This is a genomic window from Pseudomonas sp. NFACC56-3, assembly GCF_900100025.1.
GTDB classification, from domain to species: domain Bacteria; phylum Pseudomonadota; class Gammaproteobacteria; order Pseudomonadales; family Pseudomonadaceae; genus Aquipseudomonas; species Aquipseudomonas fluorescens_AA.
In genome coordinates this window covers 100,134-119,136 of the sequence record NZ_FMTK01000017.1, presented here as the reverse complement: position 1 = coordinate 119,136, position 19,003 = coordinate 100,134, and the positions used below count along the sequence as shown (strand labels likewise).

The 19,003-nt window shown below is 61.6% G+C and carries 10 protein-coding genes; 7 read left to right on the top strand and 3 right to left on the bottom strand.

Annotated features, from left to right (window positions below; translation table 11 throughout):
* The first annotated feature begins 151 nt into the window (after nt 1–151).
* Nucleotides 152–4,762, top strand: coding sequence for a dermonecrotic toxin domain-containing protein (locus BLO80_RS21060; RefSeq protein ID WP_092330960.1), 4,611 nt, complete (start codon nt 152–154; stop codon nt 4,760–4,762).
* 216 nt (nt 4,763–4,978) lie between these two features.
* Here BLO80_RS21060 and BLO80_RS21055 read toward each other — a convergent pair whose 3' ends face one another.
* Complete coding sequence (locus BLO80_RS21055; RefSeq protein WP_092330957.1) at nt 4,979–6,526, bottom strand: MocR-like pyridoxine biosynthesis transcription factor PdxR; 1,548 nt, start codon at nt 6,524–6,526, stop codon at nt 4,979–4,981.
* A gap of 100 nt (nt 6,527–6,626) precedes the next feature.
* Between BLO80_RS21055 and BLO80_RS21050 the strand changes: the two genes are divergently transcribed.
* The 3 genes from BLO80_RS21050 to BLO80_RS21040 are packed head-to-tail and all read left to right on the top strand — an operon-like array spanning nt 6,627 to nt 8,399.
* On the top strand, nt 6,627–7,268 hold the full coding sequence (locus BLO80_RS21050) for an FMN-binding negative transcriptional regulator (RefSeq protein WP_092330955.1): 642 nt from the start codon (nt 6,627–6,629) through the stop codon (nt 7,266–7,268).
* Nucleotides 7,269–7,270: 2 nt separating this feature from the next.
* The gene (locus tag BLO80_RS21045) at nt 7,271–7,717 is read left to right on the top strand and encodes a GNAT family N-acetyltransferase (RefSeq protein ID WP_092330952.1); all 447 of its coding nucleotides are present in this window, start codon (nt 7,271–7,273) and stop codon (nt 7,715–7,717) included.
* Nucleotides 7,718–7,727: 10 nt separating this feature from the next.
* Nucleotides 7,728–8,399, top strand: a complete 672-nt coding sequence (locus BLO80_RS21040) for a GNAT family N-acetyltransferase (protein ID WP_092330949.1) — start codon at nt 7,728–7,730, stop codon at nt 8,397–8,399.
* Nucleotides 8,400–8,579: 180 nt separating this feature from the next.
* Here the strand turns inward: BLO80_RS21040 and BLO80_RS30350 are convergent, their stop codons facing one another.
* Both BLO80_RS30350 and BLO80_RS21030 read right to left on the bottom strand, forming a co-directional pair.
* Entirely contained in the window at nt 8,580–13,529 is a 4,950-nt protein-coding gene (locus BLO80_RS30350; RefSeq protein ID WP_256574227.1) for an OTU domain-containing protein, read from the bottom strand.
* A 176-nt stretch (nt 13,530–13,705) separates the two neighbouring features.
* Entirely contained in the window at nt 13,706–14,605 is a 900-nt protein-coding gene (locus tag BLO80_RS21030) for a homocysteine S-methyltransferase family protein (protein WP_092330947.1), read from the bottom strand.
* Nucleotides 14,606–14,717: 112 nt separating this feature from the next.
* Between BLO80_RS21030 and BLO80_RS21025 the strand changes: the two genes are divergently transcribed.
* The 3 genes from BLO80_RS21025 (at nt 14,718) to BLO80_RS21015 (ending at nt 18,923) form a co-directional block, all read left to right on the top strand.
* On the top strand, nt 14,718–15,539 hold the full coding sequence (locus BLO80_RS21025; protein ID WP_092330944.1) for an ABC transporter substrate-binding protein: 822 nt from the start codon (nt 14,718–14,720) through the stop codon (nt 15,537–15,539).
* Nucleotides 15,536–16,369: an amino acid ABC transporter permease gene (locus BLO80_RS21020; RefSeq protein ID WP_060739974.1), complete on the top strand. Its 834-nt coding sequence runs from the start codon at nt 15,536–15,538 to the stop codon at nt 16,367–16,369. The genes BLO80_RS21025 and BLO80_RS21020 overlap by 4 nt, the downstream gene beginning before the upstream one ends.
* Nucleotides 16,370–16,787: 418 nt before the next feature.
* Entirely contained in the window at nt 16,788–18,923 is a 2,136-nt protein-coding gene (locus tag BLO80_RS21015) for an autotransporter outer membrane beta-barrel domain-containing protein (protein ID WP_092330942.1), read from the top strand.
* The last annotated feature ends 80 nt before the right edge of the window (nt 18,924–19,003 follow it).

Sequence of the window (19,003 nt, the reverse complement as noted above, 5' to 3'; positions counted from 1 at the left end):
GCGAGCAAGCCCGCTCCCACAGGCGCTCTCCCCGTTCCCTCCCACGTCCCATACATAGTTACCACCTTCCCCGTTTTGAGCCGCCCTAGCATGGAAAACCCCGAGCGTTTCGCTCCGGGAACGCCATGGATCACAAGACAGGGAGACTCAGATGACATCTACGTCTAACACCAGGCCCAAAGCCGACCCCAAGGAAGCGGTGTACAACCAGTTGCTCGCAGGGCCCACCTATCCAGAGGTCGCCGCCGTCCTTCTGAGCGATGGCCTCAAGAAGCTCTACCCCACGCTCAACCTCGATCCGCACAATACCTTGGTCGGCGAGCCGTCCTGGGACATTGTCGATGACGAAATCGTGCGGCGCCCGACCCGCTACGAAACCCTCAGCGAGATACTGGCCGGGCTGGTGAACGAAAAAAGCGACCCGCTGCTGTTGATCGAAGGCCTGCACTTCCTCACCCAGTTGCCGCTCACCGAGCCCGAAGTGCATTTGCCGGTGCGCATCGACCAGATCGGGCGCCTGCTCAACGAACTGGTACCGGCCATGCTGACGGCCTGCCAGGAACAGCAACTGGCGTATTGGAACGCGCCGCAGGGCGAGTCCGGCCCACTCTGGCATGAACTCTCCAACACCCTGCGCAAGGCCTGGGACGTTGTGCGCATCGAGGGTTGGACGGCCACTGAATGCGCCATGGCCAGGCAATTGTTCCATTACCCCGACCGCAAGGACCGTAAGGACAACGACCCTTGTGACAGCCACGCGTACCTGATCGACATCGATAATGTCGATGGCCCTGAGGTTAGACACCTGGGTGACAACACACTCGTGGTGCTGATCGGCACCGTCGAAAAAAAGGAAGTCATCCTGGCCTACTCGCTCAGCAACGGTTACGAGAAGTTCGATTCACGGCAGGCCCTGGGGAAGTCCTTGCCGTCCCACTTCATCTCGACCAGCTACCGGAAACTCCAATGGCGGCTGTACGAGCCCGACGGCAATATTTTCGATCACAAGGCCTGCGGGATCATCGCCGAGCAAGTCGCGATCCTGGGGACCTTTCCGCAAACATGGGCGACCTACGAAAACACATCGTCCCCGGCCAACGGCGAAGAAACGGACGAGGACGTACTCGTGGCCTGGTTTCAGAAACAAGTGCCCGATTGGCTGCTGGGGGCCTCGCTGTCCGACCAGATCCTGTTCGCCCAGCACATGAAGAGCCTGTCAATATTGAATCAGGTCCATGCCGGCAAAACCTACCTGGATGAGATTCCTCCCCTCAAGGAATATGCGCTCGGCCTGCTGAGGAAGCGGATGGTCTCGAAGCATGCCGACGCCTCGAAGCTCGACCTGGAGGCCATCGAGATCGAGGTGCGCAGCCCCGTGGTCTGGGGCACCTTCGTGGTGCCCGGCAAGATCGAGACCACCCGCTTCAGCCTTGTCGAGCTCGCCTTGCAAAACCTCATCGCCCTTCCCCTTGGCGACAAGATCGTCAAGTTCGTGGACGACACCGAGTTGCCCGATTGGATGACCGTCGAGTACGTCGAGAGCCTCATCACCCAGGTCGACATCGGCCGTGTCTACCCCGAGCTGATCAAGCACAAGCTGCTCGACGATCCGGCAGAGTCGAGCCGCCGCGAAAAGCTCTACACCTCCCAGTTACGCATCCAGCTCCCGATGCTCGCGCTGGAATGCAAGATCCGTGGCCTGGGTCACCTGGACGATCGGGGCTACCGCTACGTCGCCGCACTGATGCAGCCCGAAGAAGCCAATCGCAAGGTGGATGGGAAAACCATCGTCCTGCGCAAACTGGCCTTCGTGCCCGAGCTACAGCTGGGCGACGCGGAGGATGTCGTGGCCAACATGTTCATCATCGGCCCCGAGGACTCGAGCGCCGGGCCCTGCCTGTTGTATCGCCCGATGATGGAGCCGCAGTTGAGCCAGTACCCATCGTTCAGCAACCTGTTGTACGCGATCCGGCAAACCCCTTCTTTGCGTCAATCGGTACTGGCGTGGTTGCCTGATGGGGTGCGCGACGACTACGGCCGGTTCGTCTTCCCCGACTTGCTGCCCTCCCCTTGGAGCATCGTGGCGTTCGTGGCCGCGCCTTTGACCTCATTGGCCAACAGTGGTCCCGTCAGGTTGACCGACAAGATCCTTGGGGCGGATTTCCTGCCGCAGTTGTTCAAGGCCAACGCTGATGCACTGGTGGAGCTGGCCGATCGGCAAGCGGTGTCCAACCGTGAAAATCGCTGGCAGACCTTCAAGCAGGCAGGCTGGCTGATTTTCAACCTGGTCTTGCCTTACCTGGGGACCGCCGTCGGCACCGCGACCTGGCTCTGGCAGATCATGGACGACATCGACAAACTGACGCAACACAACGACGAAGCCAACCGCCCGACCCAGTGGGAGGCGTTCGCCGACCTGCTGTTGAACCTCGCATTGGCGATCATTACCCATGCCATCGACCGCGCCAGGGCCACCAGGAGTTCGAATCGGCAGGTATCGAAGGAGGTGCGCGAACTGGAGAGCCTGCCAAAACCCGAGCATCAACTGGTAATAGAACAGCTCGAACCGTTGTCGAGCACCGCGCTGCCGACCGAACGCTACAAGTCCATCCGTTCCAGTGGCGCCTTGATGGGACGCTCGAGGGAAAGCATCCGGCTCCTGGACGCCTTGAGCATCGACGAGCCCGCAGACCCTGGGCAACTCCAGGCCGCAGGCGCGCTAAAAGGGCTCTACGAACGAAGCGGGAACTGGTACGCAAAAATGGCGGGGAGCTGGTTCAAAGTGAAAGTCGAAGGCGAGTCGGTCTCTATCGTCGACGGGAAAGATCCCAACCACGAGGGACCGCCCCTGATCAATGATACGCACGGCACATGGCATATCGATACGCGCCTGCGATTAAGTGGCGGCGGCTCCAAAGGCATCCGTCAGAAAGTCATCGCCGACGCGCAACGACGCCGGACCGAGCTGCTTGCCTCGCTGAACCGGTTCGAAGAAAAAAAACCACAGAACCAGAAATTGTTGACCATGCAAGCCAAGGAAATGAACGAGGCTTCGGGGCCAGCCAAGGAAGTAAAGCGCGACGAATATGTCGACCTGTTGAAAACACAGCGGCAAAACTATGAGCAAGCGTTGCGAACATTGATGGAATGGCCGCTCTTCCAGTCAAGGCCCGACTACGCTCGCACCCGGCTCGGCTACCTGAACGCGCAGATCGATTTCACCTTCGCCGAAATGGAGGCACTCCAGGAACGATTCATCCCGGCCTTGAACAAGGCCAAGGGCATGATCACCTCCGGAGTCGAGGTGCTGGAGCAACAGCACATCGACGCGGCCGAGAGCATGATCAGCGTCGGCGACGACATGATCGAACGCCTGGACTACATGGAAACGCGCTTCACCGAGCTGAAGACTGTGGGCTACGAAGGCTTCGAGTTTGTCCATCGGCACCGCAAGAAAATGCCGCTCTACACGGGCGCCGATCTTCGTATGATCAAGCTGGATATGTATCGCCATCTCTGCCTGTCGCTGGAAAGCGTCGAGTCGATGCCCGAAGGCTGGGAGGCGCTCAATCAGGTCGTCGATAACGCCACGGTGGCGTTCCAGAGCCTGCGTGACGCGATCGATGAGCGAAGCGTGATCCGGCTGGACGAGCGAATCGATGCATTCGGCAGCCTGGCCGAACAGTTCGCTGCCATCGATGAACACCTCCAATACCTGGGTAACGAATACAAGGGCAGCGTGCAGCCGTTACAACTGGCTCGACTGCGCTCGGGGATCGCCATGCTGGAGCAATGGACGTTGCGTCACCTGGGGACCGCCTTGGAGGAAAGAAAGAATCAGCGAAGCTCGGGGGCGCCTTACGAACAACGGCCCAGGCCTCGGAAAAAATTCATCCGCGCGCGCTTTTGGGGCCTGGTCAGTGGCGAGCCGCGCTTGTCCAAGCTCATGGAGGAAACGGACTGGGTCGATGTGAAAAAACCCTTCTCTGGGGAGGTCATCGTCACGTTCCACCGCAAGGAAACTGGCGAATGGATTCCTCACATGAAGCCCGATGCTGCACCGGCCGCTGTCCCGGCATTGAACATCAGCGTCGCCAAGGGCAATGACTTGATCAACGGCCTGGCGGCGTTCAAGGCGCAGATCGAAGCAACCGCAAAAAAACCCACCCAAACGCCCACCGGACTCGGGATGATCCTCAACGCCCACGCCGGCAGGATGGAGAAAATCAGCGCGGCAATCAAAAAAGCGCTCGACCAGGCACAAGGCGTGGCGTCCAACGAAACGTTCGAATTGCCGGCAGAACAACGGCGCGCGGCCGAAACCTTGCGCGCGCAACTCGAAAGGGAATCGAGCGCCCTTTACATCCTGGGCTTCGACACGGTCTTGAATCTCATCAAGCAACGCCCGCCGACCATGAGCAGCATCCTGTGGCTCAAGAGCCGGAACCAGATTTCCATCACCAAACAAAAGAGCCGTCAACGCATCAAGACCCCGCCCTACGGCTATCTCGACCGGTACGAGATCAAAGACGTGAAGACCAATAAAACCCTTTGGTTCGCGGATTTTCGTTATTCGACAAACTGGGTACCCGCCCACGCGTTCCTGTCTGCACGCTTGAAAACCATCGAGCAAGCCAGTCAAGAAGTCGTTGATGTCGAAGACATCCAGCCCCTCACCCAACGTCAACTGGTCGACCATTACCGCAGCGAAATTGCCGTGGATCAGGCCAAGGAAGTGTTCTTTCATAAAGGCCGTTCATGAGCCCAATGCAATTCATTTAGGAAAATGATCGACCTGTGGCGAGGGAGCTTGCTCCCGCTCGGCTGCGAAGCAGTCGTAAACCGGCGGGTGTGGTATGTCTGATACTCCGCATTGGCAGGTTTTGGGACCGCTTCGCGGCCCAGCGGGAGCAAGCTCCCTCGCCACGGATTTGTCGATTACCTTAAGTGAACCGTATTACGGTCATGAACCGGGGTGTCAGGGCCTCCAGGCTTGGGCCAGGCTCGCCAGTGCGGCAGCGATCGCCGCGGGCGGCACGGCCGCGAAGCCCAGCACCAGCCCGGCCCGCACTTGTGTCGAGGCCGTGGTCGGCAACCAATAACTGCTCAAGCCATTGATTTCGACCCCCACCGCCGTCGCCTGGGCGATCAGTTCGCGTTCCCGGGCGAGGCTGTCCACCGGCACCGTGACGTGCAGCCCGGCCACGACGGTCGGCAAGGTGCCAACCCCTGAAATGTCTTTGGGCCAACCCGCCAGCAGCGCGTCTCGGCGGACCAGCGCGGCCCGTCGCATGCGCCGGATGTGCCGTTGGAAATGCCCGGCGGCCATGAACTCGGCCATTACCGCCTGGGTGCTGACTTCGGAATGGCGCACGTCCACGGCACGACGCCGGGCGAAGGCGTTGACCAGGCCCGGCGGCAGCACCAGGTAGCCCAGGCGCAAGGCCGGGAACGCCACTTTGCCGAACGTACCGACGTAAAGCACCCTCCCCTGGCGATCCAATGCCGCCAAGGGCGCCAGGGGCGCGCCGCTGTAGCGGTACTCGCCATCGTAGTCGTCCTCGACGATCCAGCCGTCGTTGCGTTCGGCCCACGCCAGCAGTTCCAGGCGCCGTGGCAGGCTCATGACCACCCCGGTCGGGTACTGGTGGGACGGGGTGACGTAGGCCAGCCGGCAGTGGCTCAACCCACCGAGCGCCGTGCAATCCAGGCCCTCATCATCGACCGGCACGCCCTTGACGTCGGCACCGGCGACGGCGAACGCATGCCCGGCCGCGCGATACCCGGGATTTTCCACCGCCACGACGTCGCCCGGGTCCACCAGCAGCTGTGCACAAAGGCTGATGCCCTGTTGTGCGCCACTGGTGATCACAATTTGTTCAGCCGTGCAGTGCAGCCCCCGGGAGCTGCGCAAGTAAGCGGCAATCAGCCCGCGCAAGCGCGCATCTCCTTGGGGGTCGCCATAACACAACTGTTGCAGATCCGGCTTGCGCCAGAAAGCCGCGTTCAGCTTGGCCCAGACGTCGAAAGGGAACAGATCGAAAGCCGGCACACCGACCCTGAATGCTCGCGGCGGGCCACTGGGCGGCTGGGGTAAATGGTGGTTTTCGACCCGATTCAGCGCACCGCTGTGGATAACTTTACTGGATGAAATCACAGGCAAATCGAGCCAATCTGTGGATAAGGCTGTGGGTAAGCCTGTTGAAAACCCTGTGGATACTTTTGTGGATATGTTTTTCAGCGGCAGGGTCGTCGAGGACAGTTTCGCCACATAGGTGCCGTCCCCTACCCGCCCTTCGATGAAGCCCTCGGCGTAGAGCTGGTCGTAGGCCCGCACCACGCTGTTGCGGGAAATCGACAAGGCCGCCGCCAGGTCACGGCTGGCCGGCAGGCGCGTGCCGCTGGCCAGGCGTCCGTCCAGCACCCGGGCGCGCAACGCCTGGTAAAGCTGGCGGCTGAGGCCCTGGCGGCGGTCCAGCTCGATGCCTGCAGGGTTGAACGACAGTGGCGGCACGACGTTGTGCATGAAAGCCCTCGCGAATGGACCTATCGAATTGGCCGGAAGTGGCTCTTACAACAGACCAATAGCCTGCCTAGGATGCTCGCATTCGCCAAGGAAAATCATCATGTACAACCCCAAAGCCTTTGCCGTCGAAGACCTGCCCCAGTTGCACCAGATGATGGGCGATTGCCGCTTGGCCGTGTTGATCACCCACGGTGAACACGGCTTGCAGGCCAGCCATCTGCCGCTGTTGCTGGACACGCAACAGGGGCCTAACGGCACCCTTTACGGGCACATGGCCCGGGCCAATCCACAATGGCGCGACTTGCAAGCCGGCACCGAGGCTCTGGTGATATTCGCCGGTGCCGAGGCCTACGTCAGCCCGAGTTTCTACCCTAGCAAGGCCGAACACGGCAAAGTCGTGCCGACTTGGAACTACGTGGCCGTCCACGCCTACGGCAGCGCTGAGGTGTTCAGCGACGCGCAGCGCCTGCGCAATCTGGTCGGCGCCCTCACCGACCGCCACGAAACCGCTCGCGAGCAGCCCTGGAAAATCGACGATGCACCGCCGGAGTACATCGACAGCATGCTCAAGGCCATCGTCGGCTTCGCCCTGCCCGTCCAACGCCTGGAAGGCAAGCGCAAGCTCAGCCAGAACCGCAGCCCTGCGGATGCCGCCGGGGTACGCAGCGGGCTCGCCGCCAGCCCCGACCCACAGGACCGGGCCCTCGCCCACCTGATGCCTGAATCATCGTCCAAGGAGTGAACATGAGCCAACTCGACATCCGCCGCGTCAGCGCCGACGATCACGCCGCCTGGTTGCCGTTGTGGCAAGCCTACCTGCGCTTCTACAACACCGAACTGCCGGAGGCGGTCAGCCAAAGCACCTGGCAGCGCTTGCTCGATGAGCGTGAACCGACCCATGCTGCCCTGGCCTGGAAGGGCGACACGGCGGTGGGCCTGGTGCACTTTATCTATCACCGTTCGAACTGGAGCATCGAGAACTCCTGCTACCTGCAAGATTTGCTGGTGACAGAACAGAGCCGTGGCACCGGTGTGGGTCGCCAGCTCATCGAGTTCGTCTACGCCACCGCCAAGGCCGATGGCTGCTGCAAGGTGCACTGGTTGACCCACGAAACCAACGCCACGGCGATCCAGCTGTACGAGCGCATCGCCGAGCGCCCAGGCTTCATTCAATTTCGCAAAGCCCTTTAAGGAGCGCCCCATGTCGTCTTCACTCGCTGATTGGAAAGGTGTCCCGGCGCCCTCCGCGCAATTGCTCGAAGGGCGTTTCATCCGCCTGGAAAAACTCGATCCGGCGCGGCACGCCGACGGCCTGTGGCAAGCCCTCGAAGGCCCCGGGGCCGACCCGAAACTCTGGGATTACTTGCCCTATGGCCCGTTCAAGGAGCGCGACGCGTTCGATGCCTGGCTGAACAACCACGCCGCCAGCACCGACCCGTATTTCTTCAGCGTGATCGACCGCGCCAGCGGCGAGGTGCAGGGCATTCTCAGCCTCATGTCCATCGTCCCGGCCCAGGGCCGCATCGAGATCGGCCACGTGACCTTCGGCGCACCGATGCAGCGCACGCCGAAAAGCACCGAGGCGGTCTACCTGTTGGCCAAGGAGTCTTTCGCCCTGGGTTATCGCCGGCTGGAGTGGAAGTGCAACAACGGCAACGCTCGTTCCAAATACGCCGCCGAACGGCTGGGGTTCACGTTCGAAGGCGTGTTCCGCCAGCACATGGTAGTCAAGGGCCAGAACCGCGACACCGCGTGGTATTCGATGCTGGATTCGGAGTGGCCAGCCATTGGCGCCGGATTCGAGCGCTGGTTGAGCGACGAGAACCAGCGCGAGAACGGGCAGGTGCGCGGCTTGGTGGAGTGCCGGTCCTAGATTCGATGCCGGCCACTTGCCCCGTAAACCCGTGGCGAGGGAGCTTGCTCCCGTTGGGGGGGGCAGCAGCCCTAGAGTCTGCCGCCTCGGTGCGTCAGGTCGATTGCGTCCGGCCTTTGGGGCCGCTGCGCAGCCCAGCGGGAGCAAGCTCCCTCGCCACGGTTTTTGGAAGACGGCCTGTCAGGACTCAGGCGGTTTCCTCGTGGCCAGGAATGGCTTGAGCACCTCGGGCGTCACCCCTCTTCGGGCAAACGGCCAGGCCCATTGCGGTATGGCCCCATGGGCGTTCACATAACTGGCGAAATCCAACCGGCTGTGCCCCGCAAGCCCCCCCGAAAAATCGAAGTTGTAGAGGAAGTACTGGGCTTGCCTGTCGCTCATGCTGTAGGCATCCAAAATCAGCTGATGTGCCCGAGCCTCGTCCTGGGTCAGGCTGTCGATCAAGGCGCTCGCGAACGTTGACTCGCTGTCGAGCGCACCGGGCCGGCCCAGCACGAACCGGATGTTGTCGTTGCTGAAGTGCGGCCCGGTCAGATCCAGCCAAATGCTCCGGGCGCTTGCGCGCGTGATCCCGCGCATGGCGAGAATGGACCACCACAGGTCCGGCCTGTCGAACAGGACAGCGATCCGGCTATTGGAAAACGGCTGGCCCGGCGTACTGAACAACCTGGCGACAGCAGACAAGTCGCTGTCCCTGACGTATCGGGCCTCCAGCATATAGCCGGAGAACTCCAGCAGGGCCTTGCGATGCGTGAACAGGTTTTGCAGATTCCAATCATCGAACGGCTGCATCCAGCGGATATCGACGCTGCCGTACAGCTCCAATTCGTCATAACGGCCCGTGAGATATTGGGCAATGAGTTCAAGCCGCGCATCGGATAAGCCAGGGGTGCGTATCCATTGCGCAAGCAGGTTCAAGGGGAACAGCCCGCCCAGGTTGGAAGCGATCAAGGGTGACTTGAGCAGGATGGTCGCCCGCCTCGACAAGATAGGGAATCGTTGGAGGGCGACAGTCAGCAGGTCGACCAGGTCCTCGGCCCGATCGTATTGGATAAATTGCGCCAACAGATCTTCATCGTCGAACATGCTGCGGCCGGTTTCCTCCTTGAACCTTGTCCCGACCTTCTTCAAGTCGCCGCTGTCCACCAGATAGGCACCGTTGAGCGTGTTTTCGAGCTGCTCTTCGCTGAGATGACCATGCACGGCCTGGTCGTAGCGGACGTATGCCATGCTGTTCTTGGGGTGGTGATCGGTCAGGTCCCGGGCCTTGACCCCGTACTCGAGCATGATATGGATCACGTCCTGGGAGAACATGAGGAATTCATTGTTGAGCAGTTCGCCCACTTCCGTAGGCTCGACAGGCGCCAGCAGCGTGTCCTCGAAAAAGCTCCGCAGGGACTGATCATTCTGGGTGTAGTAGGGAATGCTGCTCAGCACCGGTCGCCCCGGAGCCCGTGGAGACACGAAGCTACCGATGTGGCGCAGTATTTCCGGCGGCAAGGCGGCGTCCGATGCCTGGTTCAATACCCGGCGCGCCATGTCATCTGCATGCAGGTGCAAGAGCCTCAGCAGCGGTTGAAACAGGTTATGCGGGTTGCGCACCCCGTAGACAATCTGACTCAGGTCGAATACCGCCCCCTCGCCCAACAGGTTCTCCAAGGGACGGGCATTATCGACGAGCGCCTGCTGCAACCCAGTGGGCTGCGTCACCAGGTAATTGTTGAGCTCCGGGTGCTGATCGATGTAGGCGGCCGCTTCATTGCGCAGCCCCTGCATCGAAACCGTCGGCTGCGCCTGCCCCTCGTTCAATCCCCGCGCGACGGCGTTGAAGAAGCAATCGCCGTCGGCCGCGAACGTGACGTCCGTATTGTCAGCCAGCCTCAATGTGTAGTGGTTTTCCCCCGTGCGTATCAGCACCACGTCGGTGCTTGACCTGAGCGGATGCGTGCCCGATGGGTAGCTGCTTTCGTACTGCCCTGGCGTGAAACGCACGGTCCAATCCCGGTGCCCATGGCGTCGGTCGATGATCAGCAAGCTGCGATTTCGCGGCCAACTTGGAATGCGGGTGATGAAGGAAGGCACCAGTTCCATGATCTGGACGTCCCATACCCCTGGTGTACGGATCAGGTCGGAAACGGCGCGAAGCGAGGGTGCCGATCGCTTGGGATCTGAAGGGCCCGGCTGGGGAGAGCCTTGCGACGGGCGCTTGCCTCCTCCGCCCAGGCCATACCCTACGGCGCGCCACTCGCCATCGGGCCCACGCGCCACGGTGCTCCTCATCACCCCGCTGGAGCGGATGCTCAACCCTGTGGCCGGGTTGACGATGGTGGCTTCGGTGGCGTTGAGCGGCGTATGGTCGTGCACCCGGAACACCGTCCCATCGGGTTGCCGTACATACACCTGGCGCGTGACGCGGCCCGTGGCGCCGTCGGTGATGGCGGGGCGATAGAAGCCCCGGGTATCCGCTGACAGCCCACGGAGCAACGCGGTATCCGTCACGGCATAACGGCGGTACAGCGCGTCCTCCAGGGGCAATCCGAGCAGCGCTTCAGTCGAGTTCTGCCGAGCCGCTACCGGCAGGAAAGTCCCCTGGCCTCGCACCTTGAATGGCACGCCGCCGAGGCCTGGTGACCGTCGGGTGTTCGCCACCGTGTGCACGAACGTCAGCGTGTCCAGGTGCGTGGGCACGGCACCGGTCTTGAGCACCAGCAAACCCGTTTTGACCGCACGTGTCAGCATCTGGAAACCGGGGATAAGCAGCAGGCCTGCCAGGTCCATGACCAGCTCCACCACCATCATCGCCAGCCTCATAGCGGTTTGGTGACTGATATCCCGGTTACTGTTGGAGCGGTGATCGGCATGGGCGCTGTGAAAATTGACGTGGGCCCGGTGAAAGTCCTCGAGGAAGTTGCCACTGATCAGGAACCCACGGACCAGGGGGCGACCGCGATATTGCCCTAACGCACGCTTGATCTCCTCCGGGTCGAGGGTGGACATGCGCGAACGGAAGTACGTGCGCCATTCTTCTTGTTGCAGCAACCCCGTGACGCCGTCGCTCAGGTCCGAAAATTCATGGAAGTCATCGCCATGAGGGCTGTCCGGGAAATAGACGCCTACGGTTCCCTCGATCAGCGGCCCCGGCTGGTCAGAAAGAATCAGCACGCCATCGATGCTGATCGCATTGCCCGTCGTGCCATGCTGCAAGCCGACGGTGCCGCCCAAGAGCAGTCCGTAGACGCGCACGCTGCGCCCGCCGACCGATGGGCGCTTGGCAGCGGTGGGCGATTGCAGCAGCGCCTCCAGCCAGCCCGCGACCCGCTTCTGCGCCTTCGGTGGGCTGGCGTCGGGATTGATCACCGTCGCCTTGAACACTTCGTCGCCCCGGAGCCCGGCCGCGTAACCTTTGAACGCCAGGTTGGCCAGGTACGCCGCCTGCCAGGCCGCCTTGTAGTGCGGCGTATTCATTTGTTCGCGAAGCAGGATTTCATAGCGGCCACCGGCATCGATGCTCGACGCCATCCTGGCCAGTTCGCTCCCGGTCACCGTGATCAGGAAACCGCTTGCCGGGTGCCGGACACGTTGACCATGCCGGTCGACCAGGTCAACGGCCAGCACTTCTCTCATGGCGTTCGGGTACTGCGGTGCACGCAGATTATCGAGCATCAACTGCGTCAGGCTGCTGGTCCGGGACTGCCTCGGATTGGCCCGATCGCCGAAGAACAGCCTGACCATGGTCCGGTCCGGATCCGGCTCTATGTGCGGGTGGATGCTTTGCTGAAGGTATTGCCGGATCTTCTGGCGAGTGAACTGCACCAGCGTCGGGACACCGCTGCCCAGCGCGTAGACGGCCTGGAACACCCGATCTTCGAGATGGCGATAGCGGGCCTGTTCGGCCAGCGTCGCGGCTTTGTAGAAACCCGGGCGACGATTGTCCACCAAGGTTTCCTGGCGGGCCGCCAGCGGCCCGGTCAGCGACAACATGGGCAAGCCAAGGGCAGCTTCCGTTCGCTGGGCAAAGACATCCACCGGCACCGTTGCGTTGTCCGGCGCAGTCAACACCGCCTCCAGGGCGGCACTTTGCATCTGCAGCAAATCCGCTGCCGCCACCTCGAACACATGCCCGGCCAATTCAGAGGACATATCCCGGATCGAGCGTTCCTGGCCCTCGTGGAGCGGACGGACGTTGTCGACCAGGTCCTGGAAAGAGTGAAATCGCTGCAGCCCGCGTTCCAGGGAATACAGGAACAACGAGGGCCGATCCGTGAACTTGATCACCATTGCCGCGGGCCATTTCCGCGGCGAGGCCGTGCCCTGGTCGAGCAGGACGGCATAGGCGTGGGGAATGGGCGCCCGTAGCAACCGGTTCCTGTCAGCCTGGGAAGGATGGGTGGTGATGAGGTCCAGCAGGCGATCGTCATCGGCCTGCTGGATTCGCGCGGCTTGGGTGAGTGGAGCAGCAGGATCCCGATCCGCTTTATACAAGTTGAACAGGTGCAGGAATCGTTGGGAAAGCAGTTGGGCGAGGACCGCTTCAGCCGTGGACGGTGCGGTCGCCTCGCTGGCGTCGCCCCGGTTCTTGCCAAGGCGAAAGCGCGCCAGTTCGTCACGAAACTGACGTTTCAGCCGTTCGTTTGCCGTGGGCCGGGAAATATGGAACACCGACGCCAAGGCCCGTAGCGTCTGCGCGTCCGGTTGCCGGGCAAATACGCTGTCGGCCTCCTCCAGCGAGTCCGGACGGGTGAAGAAGCCGACGCCACCGTTCGTGAAGTCAGGCGCCGTGTCGCTGAGCAAACCGTTGCGCAGGACATCGGTGAAACGCTCCGAGGACGCCAGGGCGCGGCCACCGGTCTGGTCCGTGGTAAAGCGGTTCACATAGCAGTTATCCGGATCGATATCCGCAAGCAGCGATGGGCGGAATCTGTCGGCGGGAATCTTCGTCTTGAGCAGACTGACCAGCAGGTTCCCAAGCACCCCGTCGAACGTGGGAAGGCCTGCAAACAACTGGGTGAGTTGAATCTGGTTGTTGTCCAGCAACTCCAGTTGCCTGAGTTGCACCTTTGCCTGGGCGCTGAGCGGTTCACCCTGGGGGACGACGGCGTTGGCCGGGTCGCCTTTGGAGAAAATAGCCATCTGAATGGTCCGGTTCTGATTGAAGAATCCGGACCCTATCGCGCCGTCGCCGCCCAAACGGCATACATATTTATAGCGTGGCTAGGCAGCCTGGCGAAAAACGTAATCCCACGTGTCGCCCTCTATCGATGGCCGTGGGGCCGGCCTGGCGTGAGGGCAGTCACCCGCCAGACGGTTCAGCCCAGTTGCTGCGCCAACACCGCAATATGCTCCGGCCCGATCCCGCAGCAGCCGCCCAAGTGGCTGGCTCCGCGCTTGTGCCAGTCCGCCGCCCATTGCAGGTAACCCGGTGGATCGAGGTCTTCGCGCAGCGGGTCCAACCCGTCGTTGGCGGTCGCTTCTTTGGGTTGCGGCGGAAAGGCGTTGGCGTAGGCGCCGATGTGGATCGCCACGCCCAGGCGCTCGAAGGTTTCGCGGGCAGCGTCAATCGCCGCGCCGATCACTTCCGGCTGGCTGCAGTTGAACAGCAGCACCTCGACGCCCAGTTCGGCCGCCACCGCCGCGGCCTCCGCCACTGGTTCGCCGGAGCGCAGGCGCGGCACTTCATCGGTGTCTTCGTCTTTCAGGGTGAACGACAGCCAGAACGGCTTGCCGTCCTTCGGCAAACCGGCGTGAATCGCCCGCGCTTCGACCGTGGAGCTTTGGGTCTCGGCCAACCACAAATCGATATGGGGAGCCAAGCCGTTTACCAGGGGCGCCAACAGTTCACTGGCGCGGGAAGCGTCGAACAGGTCCGGCCGATAGGAACCGAACAGCGGCGGCAGCGACCCGGCCACGCGCACCGTTTTGCCTGAGGCCTGCACCGCCCGTTGCGCCAACTCGCCAGCCAGCGCGGCCAGGGCCTGGCCTTCGGCGGCAAAACGCGCTTCGCCAATATGGAACGGCACCACCGCATAGCTGTTGCTGGTGATCACGTTGGCGCCGCTGGCAATGTAGGCCGCGTGCACGGCTTCTACCGCCTGGGGCGCTTCGCTCAAGGCCAGGGCCGACCACTCGGGCTGGCGGAACGGCGCGCCCCGGCGTTGCAGTTCGCGGCCCATGCCGCCATCAAGAATGACTGTCGTTGCTGCGCCCATATGCGATTCACTCATAAGCTTATGAAAAATACTCACTACCGGAGTTGTTCTTATAACTATTTAATACGCGCCATTCAGAGAACTACAACTTATTTTTCTAACAGGCCCTCACATGAAACGACAACCATTGCTGGCCCTGGGTCTGACGCTGCTGGCCGCCTCTTCGCAAGCGTTTGCCGGTGCCACGCTGGATCGCATCGAACAGAAAAAAGAACTGGTCGGCGTGTTGATGGAAAGCTATCCGCCCTTCTCGTTCCTCAACGAACAGAACCAGCTCGACGGTTTCGACGTCGACGTGGCCAAGGCCGTGGCGCAGAAATTGGGGGTGAAACTGCGCCTGGAGACGCCTTCCTGGGACGTGATCGCGGCCGGTCACTGGAGCGGGCGCTATGACATCTGCATTTGCTCCATGACGCCGAGCAAGGCTCGCGCCGAAGTGTTCGACTTCCCGGTGCAGTACTACGCTTCGCCCGCGGTGATCGTGGTCAACGCCAAGGACGACCGTATCCACGGTGCCAAGGACTTGAGCGGCAAGAAAGTCGGCCTGACCAGCGCCTCCAGCTACGAAAGCTACCTGAACAAGAACCTGGTGATCGAAGGCGCCGAGGATACCCAGCTGAGCTATCCGTTCGAGGACGTGCAGGTCGCCCCGTACGACACCGACAACGTGGCGTTCCAGGACCTGGGCCTGGGCACCGGGGTGCGCCTGGACGCGGTGCTGACGAACCTGGTGACGGCGCAACCGCGCCTGACCGAAGACAAGCGCTTCAAGCTGGCCGGCGAGCCGCTCTATTCCGAACCGAACTCGGTGGCCATCGAAAAAGGCGACGCCCAGTGGGACAGCAAGGTGCGTGAAGTCTTCGCCCAGCTGAAACAGGACGGCACCTTGAGCAAACTCTCGCAAAAATGGATCGGCGCCGACATCACCCAATGACTTCTTTTCCACCCCCTCAGCCACCGCCATCGGTGGCTGAGTCACGCCTGCAGAAAATCTTCGGTTTCCGCACCCGGCTGTATCTGACCTGGGCGGCCATGCTGGTGCTGTTCGCGAGCTTCTTCCTGAGCTTCGACCTGAAGTTCTCCATCATCCTCGACAAACTGCCGAACCTGCTGGGTGTGCATCTGGCGCCCAATGGCTTCTTGCAGGGTGCGGTGCTGACGTTGTTTCTGTGCCTGTGCTCGATCGTCGCCTCGTCATTGCTGGGCTTCATCACCGCCCTGGCGCGCCTGTCCAGCAGCGCGGTGGCGTTCGGCATCGCCAGTTTCTACGCGTCGTTCTTTCGCGGCACGCCCCTGCTGATCCAGATCCTGCTGATCTACCTGGGCCTGCCCCAACTGGGCGTGGTCCCGGGCGCCATCGCCGCCGGGATCATCGCCCTGTCGCTGAACTACGGCGCCTACCTGAGCGAAATCTTCCGCGCCGGCATCCTCGGCGTCCCCAACGGCCAACGCGAAGCCTCCCTCGCCCTGGGCCTGAGCGAAACCGTGATCTTCTGGCGCGTCACCCTGCCCCAGGCCATGCGCACCATCATCCCGCCGACCACCAACCAATTCATCTCGATGCTCAAGGATTCTTCGCTGATCTCGGTGATGGGGGTCTGGGAGGTGATGTTCCTGGCGCAGTCCTATGGTCGCTCCAGCTATCGCTACATCGAAATGCTCACCACCGCGGCGATCATTTACTGGTTGATGTCCATTGCGCTGGAGCTGATCCAGGCGCGGATGGAGCGGCATTATGGGAAGGCGTATCTGAATAACCGCTGAGCCGTTGCCAGAGTCGCCGATATGACTCACCCGCATGGCCCGGTACAAAAACCTGTGGGAGCGAGCTTGCTCGCGATGACGTCGGCACAGCCAACATCACCGCAAACTGCCTCACCGCTATCGCGAGCAAGCTCGCTCCCACAGGAGAAACGCGTTCATTCCTAACCATGCACCGAGCCTAGGCGAGGTGCCGAGTGGCGGGGTATTGCTCCGTCAAACGCCGGTCAAATAGAAAGGTCCGTTCGGGCTGTAAGGCAAAGCTTCGAACCATGAAAGCCAACGAACCGCCACGCTGATCACAGCATGAACAGCCTACAGATTTCATCCGCCGAATCTTGCCCGCAGTGAGAAAACGGCTGGCATCGCCGCCCAGGTGGAATTTTTAAAGTGCGACCTCTTCCATCAGAGGTCCCATTCGATGCCTACCCAAAACCTGTTTCTGCCCCAGCATCTCGCGCTGGCAATTGCCTTGGCACTTGGTTGTGTCGAGGTTTCGATGGCGCAGTCCGTTGACGGGCCACCCCGTCCATTCGAAACGACCGCCGAAATGCAGGCTCGCCTCAAGGCGTTCGCAGCTACGCCGGGCATCAATATCAAGCGGGTCACCAACGCCCAGGAAATGCCGCTGTCGCAGGACGGCGGCGACGATCTGGTACTTGTCAGCAGGCAGGGCGAACTCGTCGGGCTCACCGACGGTGGCGGCGGTGCCAATGTCTTGCAACTGGATATCGCCAAGGGAGGCGAACTGGGTGAAATAGGCCATTTCCAGGATCTGTATTTGAAGCGAGGCGAATGGTCGAACAGCAAGGCTTTCGACAGCCAAACCTTGATCGATTCGGGTGCCAAACTGATTAACATCGGCCGTATAGGTGGGGCGGTACACGTTCTTGGTGAGTTCGCCAACCAGGGCACAGTGACCGGGCCTGTCTTCGTGGGGAAAAAGGCCAAGTTCAGCGGCAACGGGACGGTCGACGCATTGGATGTGGCGGGGACGATGGAAGTCGGCCCTGTAATCGGCGCCCCTTCAATTGCCAACGACCTTAAATTTTCCAAGAACGCGACGATGGTCTACGGCATCGGCACAGAGAAAGGCAGCGCCACGATCAAGGTCGGCGGTACCGCGACACTGGGCGATGCGACCCTGAAAGTTGTCGCCGTGCCAGGCGAATATGTCGGCAGCAGCAACCACATCGTGCTCGAAGCGAAGGAGGTCGTGGGTAAGTTTGGAAAGATCGACAGTGACCCGGCTTTTTTGGAAGTGAAACCGGACTACACAGAAACTCAAGTCAGCCTGACCTATGCCCGCAACAGGGTGCCGATAACGCAGGCAGCGAATACCGATAACGCGCAATCATTTGTGAAGGCGATTGAAGACGTGCAACAGGTCAAACCGAACGCACCTGAGCTTATCGAAGCGCCCACCGTTGCCGAGGCAGTTGGTGGCCAGCCGGATGTAGAGGCCCTCGCAAATCCACCCGTCGAATCACCCAAGCTCATCAGCACTATCCATTCCCCCACCGTCCAGGCTCAAACCATCGAGCCCCAACCAGAACCCAACAACGCCATCAACGCCCTGCTCGGAACCAACTTGGTGACCGCCGCCGACGCCATCGACCAGCTCACTGGCTACGATGTGGCCGACCTGGGCAATGCCACTTTGAGCAGCATCATCCCCATCAGCACCGGGGTGCTCGCGGCCATTGGCCAGGACACTTCGCAGGGCCCCCATGGCAATGGACAGGTCTGGGTCCAGGCCATCGGCAACAGTGGCCGCATCGGTAAGCATCTGGACGACTACGCGCTAAAGCATTCGACAACAGGTTTGCTGCTGGGAACCGACTGGGCGATCAACCCGACTTGGCGCCTGGGGGTCATCGGCGCCAAAAGCGAGACACGGCTGGACGGTCATCGATTCGAGGGCCGGCTCGACAGTTGGCATGTCGGCGCCTATGCCTTGCGTCAGGATGGGCCGCTGGCGCTACGCCTGGGCGCGGTGTATGGCGATCACGACGGCAGCACCAAGCGCCACGTGGCTTTCAACGGTTTCAGCGATCGACTCAAAGGTCGTTACAACGCCAACACGCAGCAGGTCTTCGGGCAAGTCGGCTACAACCTGGACGTCGGGCATTTCGATATCGAGCCCTATGTCCAACTGGGCTACCAGCGCTACCAACGCGATCGCTTCACGGAGAAAGGTGGCGACGCGGCGCTGCGGTTCAAGAGCCAGACCCAAGACCACTACACCAGCGAGCTGGGCCTGCACCTCGCCCGCCCCTTCGTTCTCGACCAGGGAGCGCGGTTGACGCCGCGCCTGAATGTCGGCTGGAAACACCTCTATGGCGACGTCCGAGGCAGTTCTCGGCAACGTCTGGTCGGCGGCGGCAAGGCCTATACCGTCGAGGGCATCGAGCTGGACCGGGACAGCTGGCTCCTGGAAGCCGGACTGGACCTGGCCGTTTCGCCACGACACACATTGGGGGTGAGCTACAAGGGTGAAACCGGCCAGGACAATCGCAACGGCACGCTGATGGGGCAGTGGCGGATGATGTTCTGACTCATTTTCGGCAGACACCACCATCCCTGTGGGAGCGAGCTTGCTCGCGAAAGCGTCGGCACATTCAACATTTTTGCTGG

Coding starts and splice junctions, on each gene's coding strand:
- BLO80_RS21045 (WP_092330952.1), top strand. CDS start 7,271: ATGAGCCAACTCGACATCCGCCGCGTCAGCGCCGACGATCACGCCGCC.
- BLO80_RS21040 (WP_092330949.1), top strand. CDS start 7,728: ATGTCGTCTTCACTCGCTGATTGGAAAGGTGTCCCGGCGCCCTCCGCG.
- BLO80_RS30350 (WP_256574227.1), bottom strand. CDS start 13,529: ATGGCTATTTTCTCCAAAGGCGACCCGGCCAACGCCGTCGTCCCCCAG.
- BLO80_RS21030 (WP_092330947.1), bottom strand. CDS start 14,605: ATGGGCGCAGCAACGACAGTCATTCTTGATGGCGGCATGGGCCGCGAA.
- BLO80_RS21025 (WP_092330944.1), top strand. CDS start 14,718: ATGAAACGACAACCATTGCTGGCCCTGGGTCTGACGCTGCTGGCCGCC.
- BLO80_RS21050 (WP_092330955.1), top strand. CDS start 6,627: ATGTACAACCCCAAAGCCTTTGCCGTCGAAGACCTGCCCCAGTTGCAC.
- BLO80_RS21020 (WP_060739974.1), top strand. CDS start 15,536: ATGACTTCTTTTCCACCCCCTCAGCCACCGCCATCGGTGGCTGAGTCA.
- BLO80_RS21015 (WP_092330942.1), top strand. CDS start 16,788: ATGCCTACCCAAAACCTGTTTCTGCCCCAGCATCTCGCGCTGGCAATT.
- BLO80_RS21055 (WP_092330957.1), bottom strand. CDS start 6,526: ATGCACAACGTCGTGCCGCCACTGTCGTTCAACCCTGCAGGCATCGAG.
- BLO80_RS21060 (WP_092330960.1), top strand. CDS start 152: ATGACATCTACGTCTAACACCAGGCCCAAAGCCGACCCCAAGGAAGCG.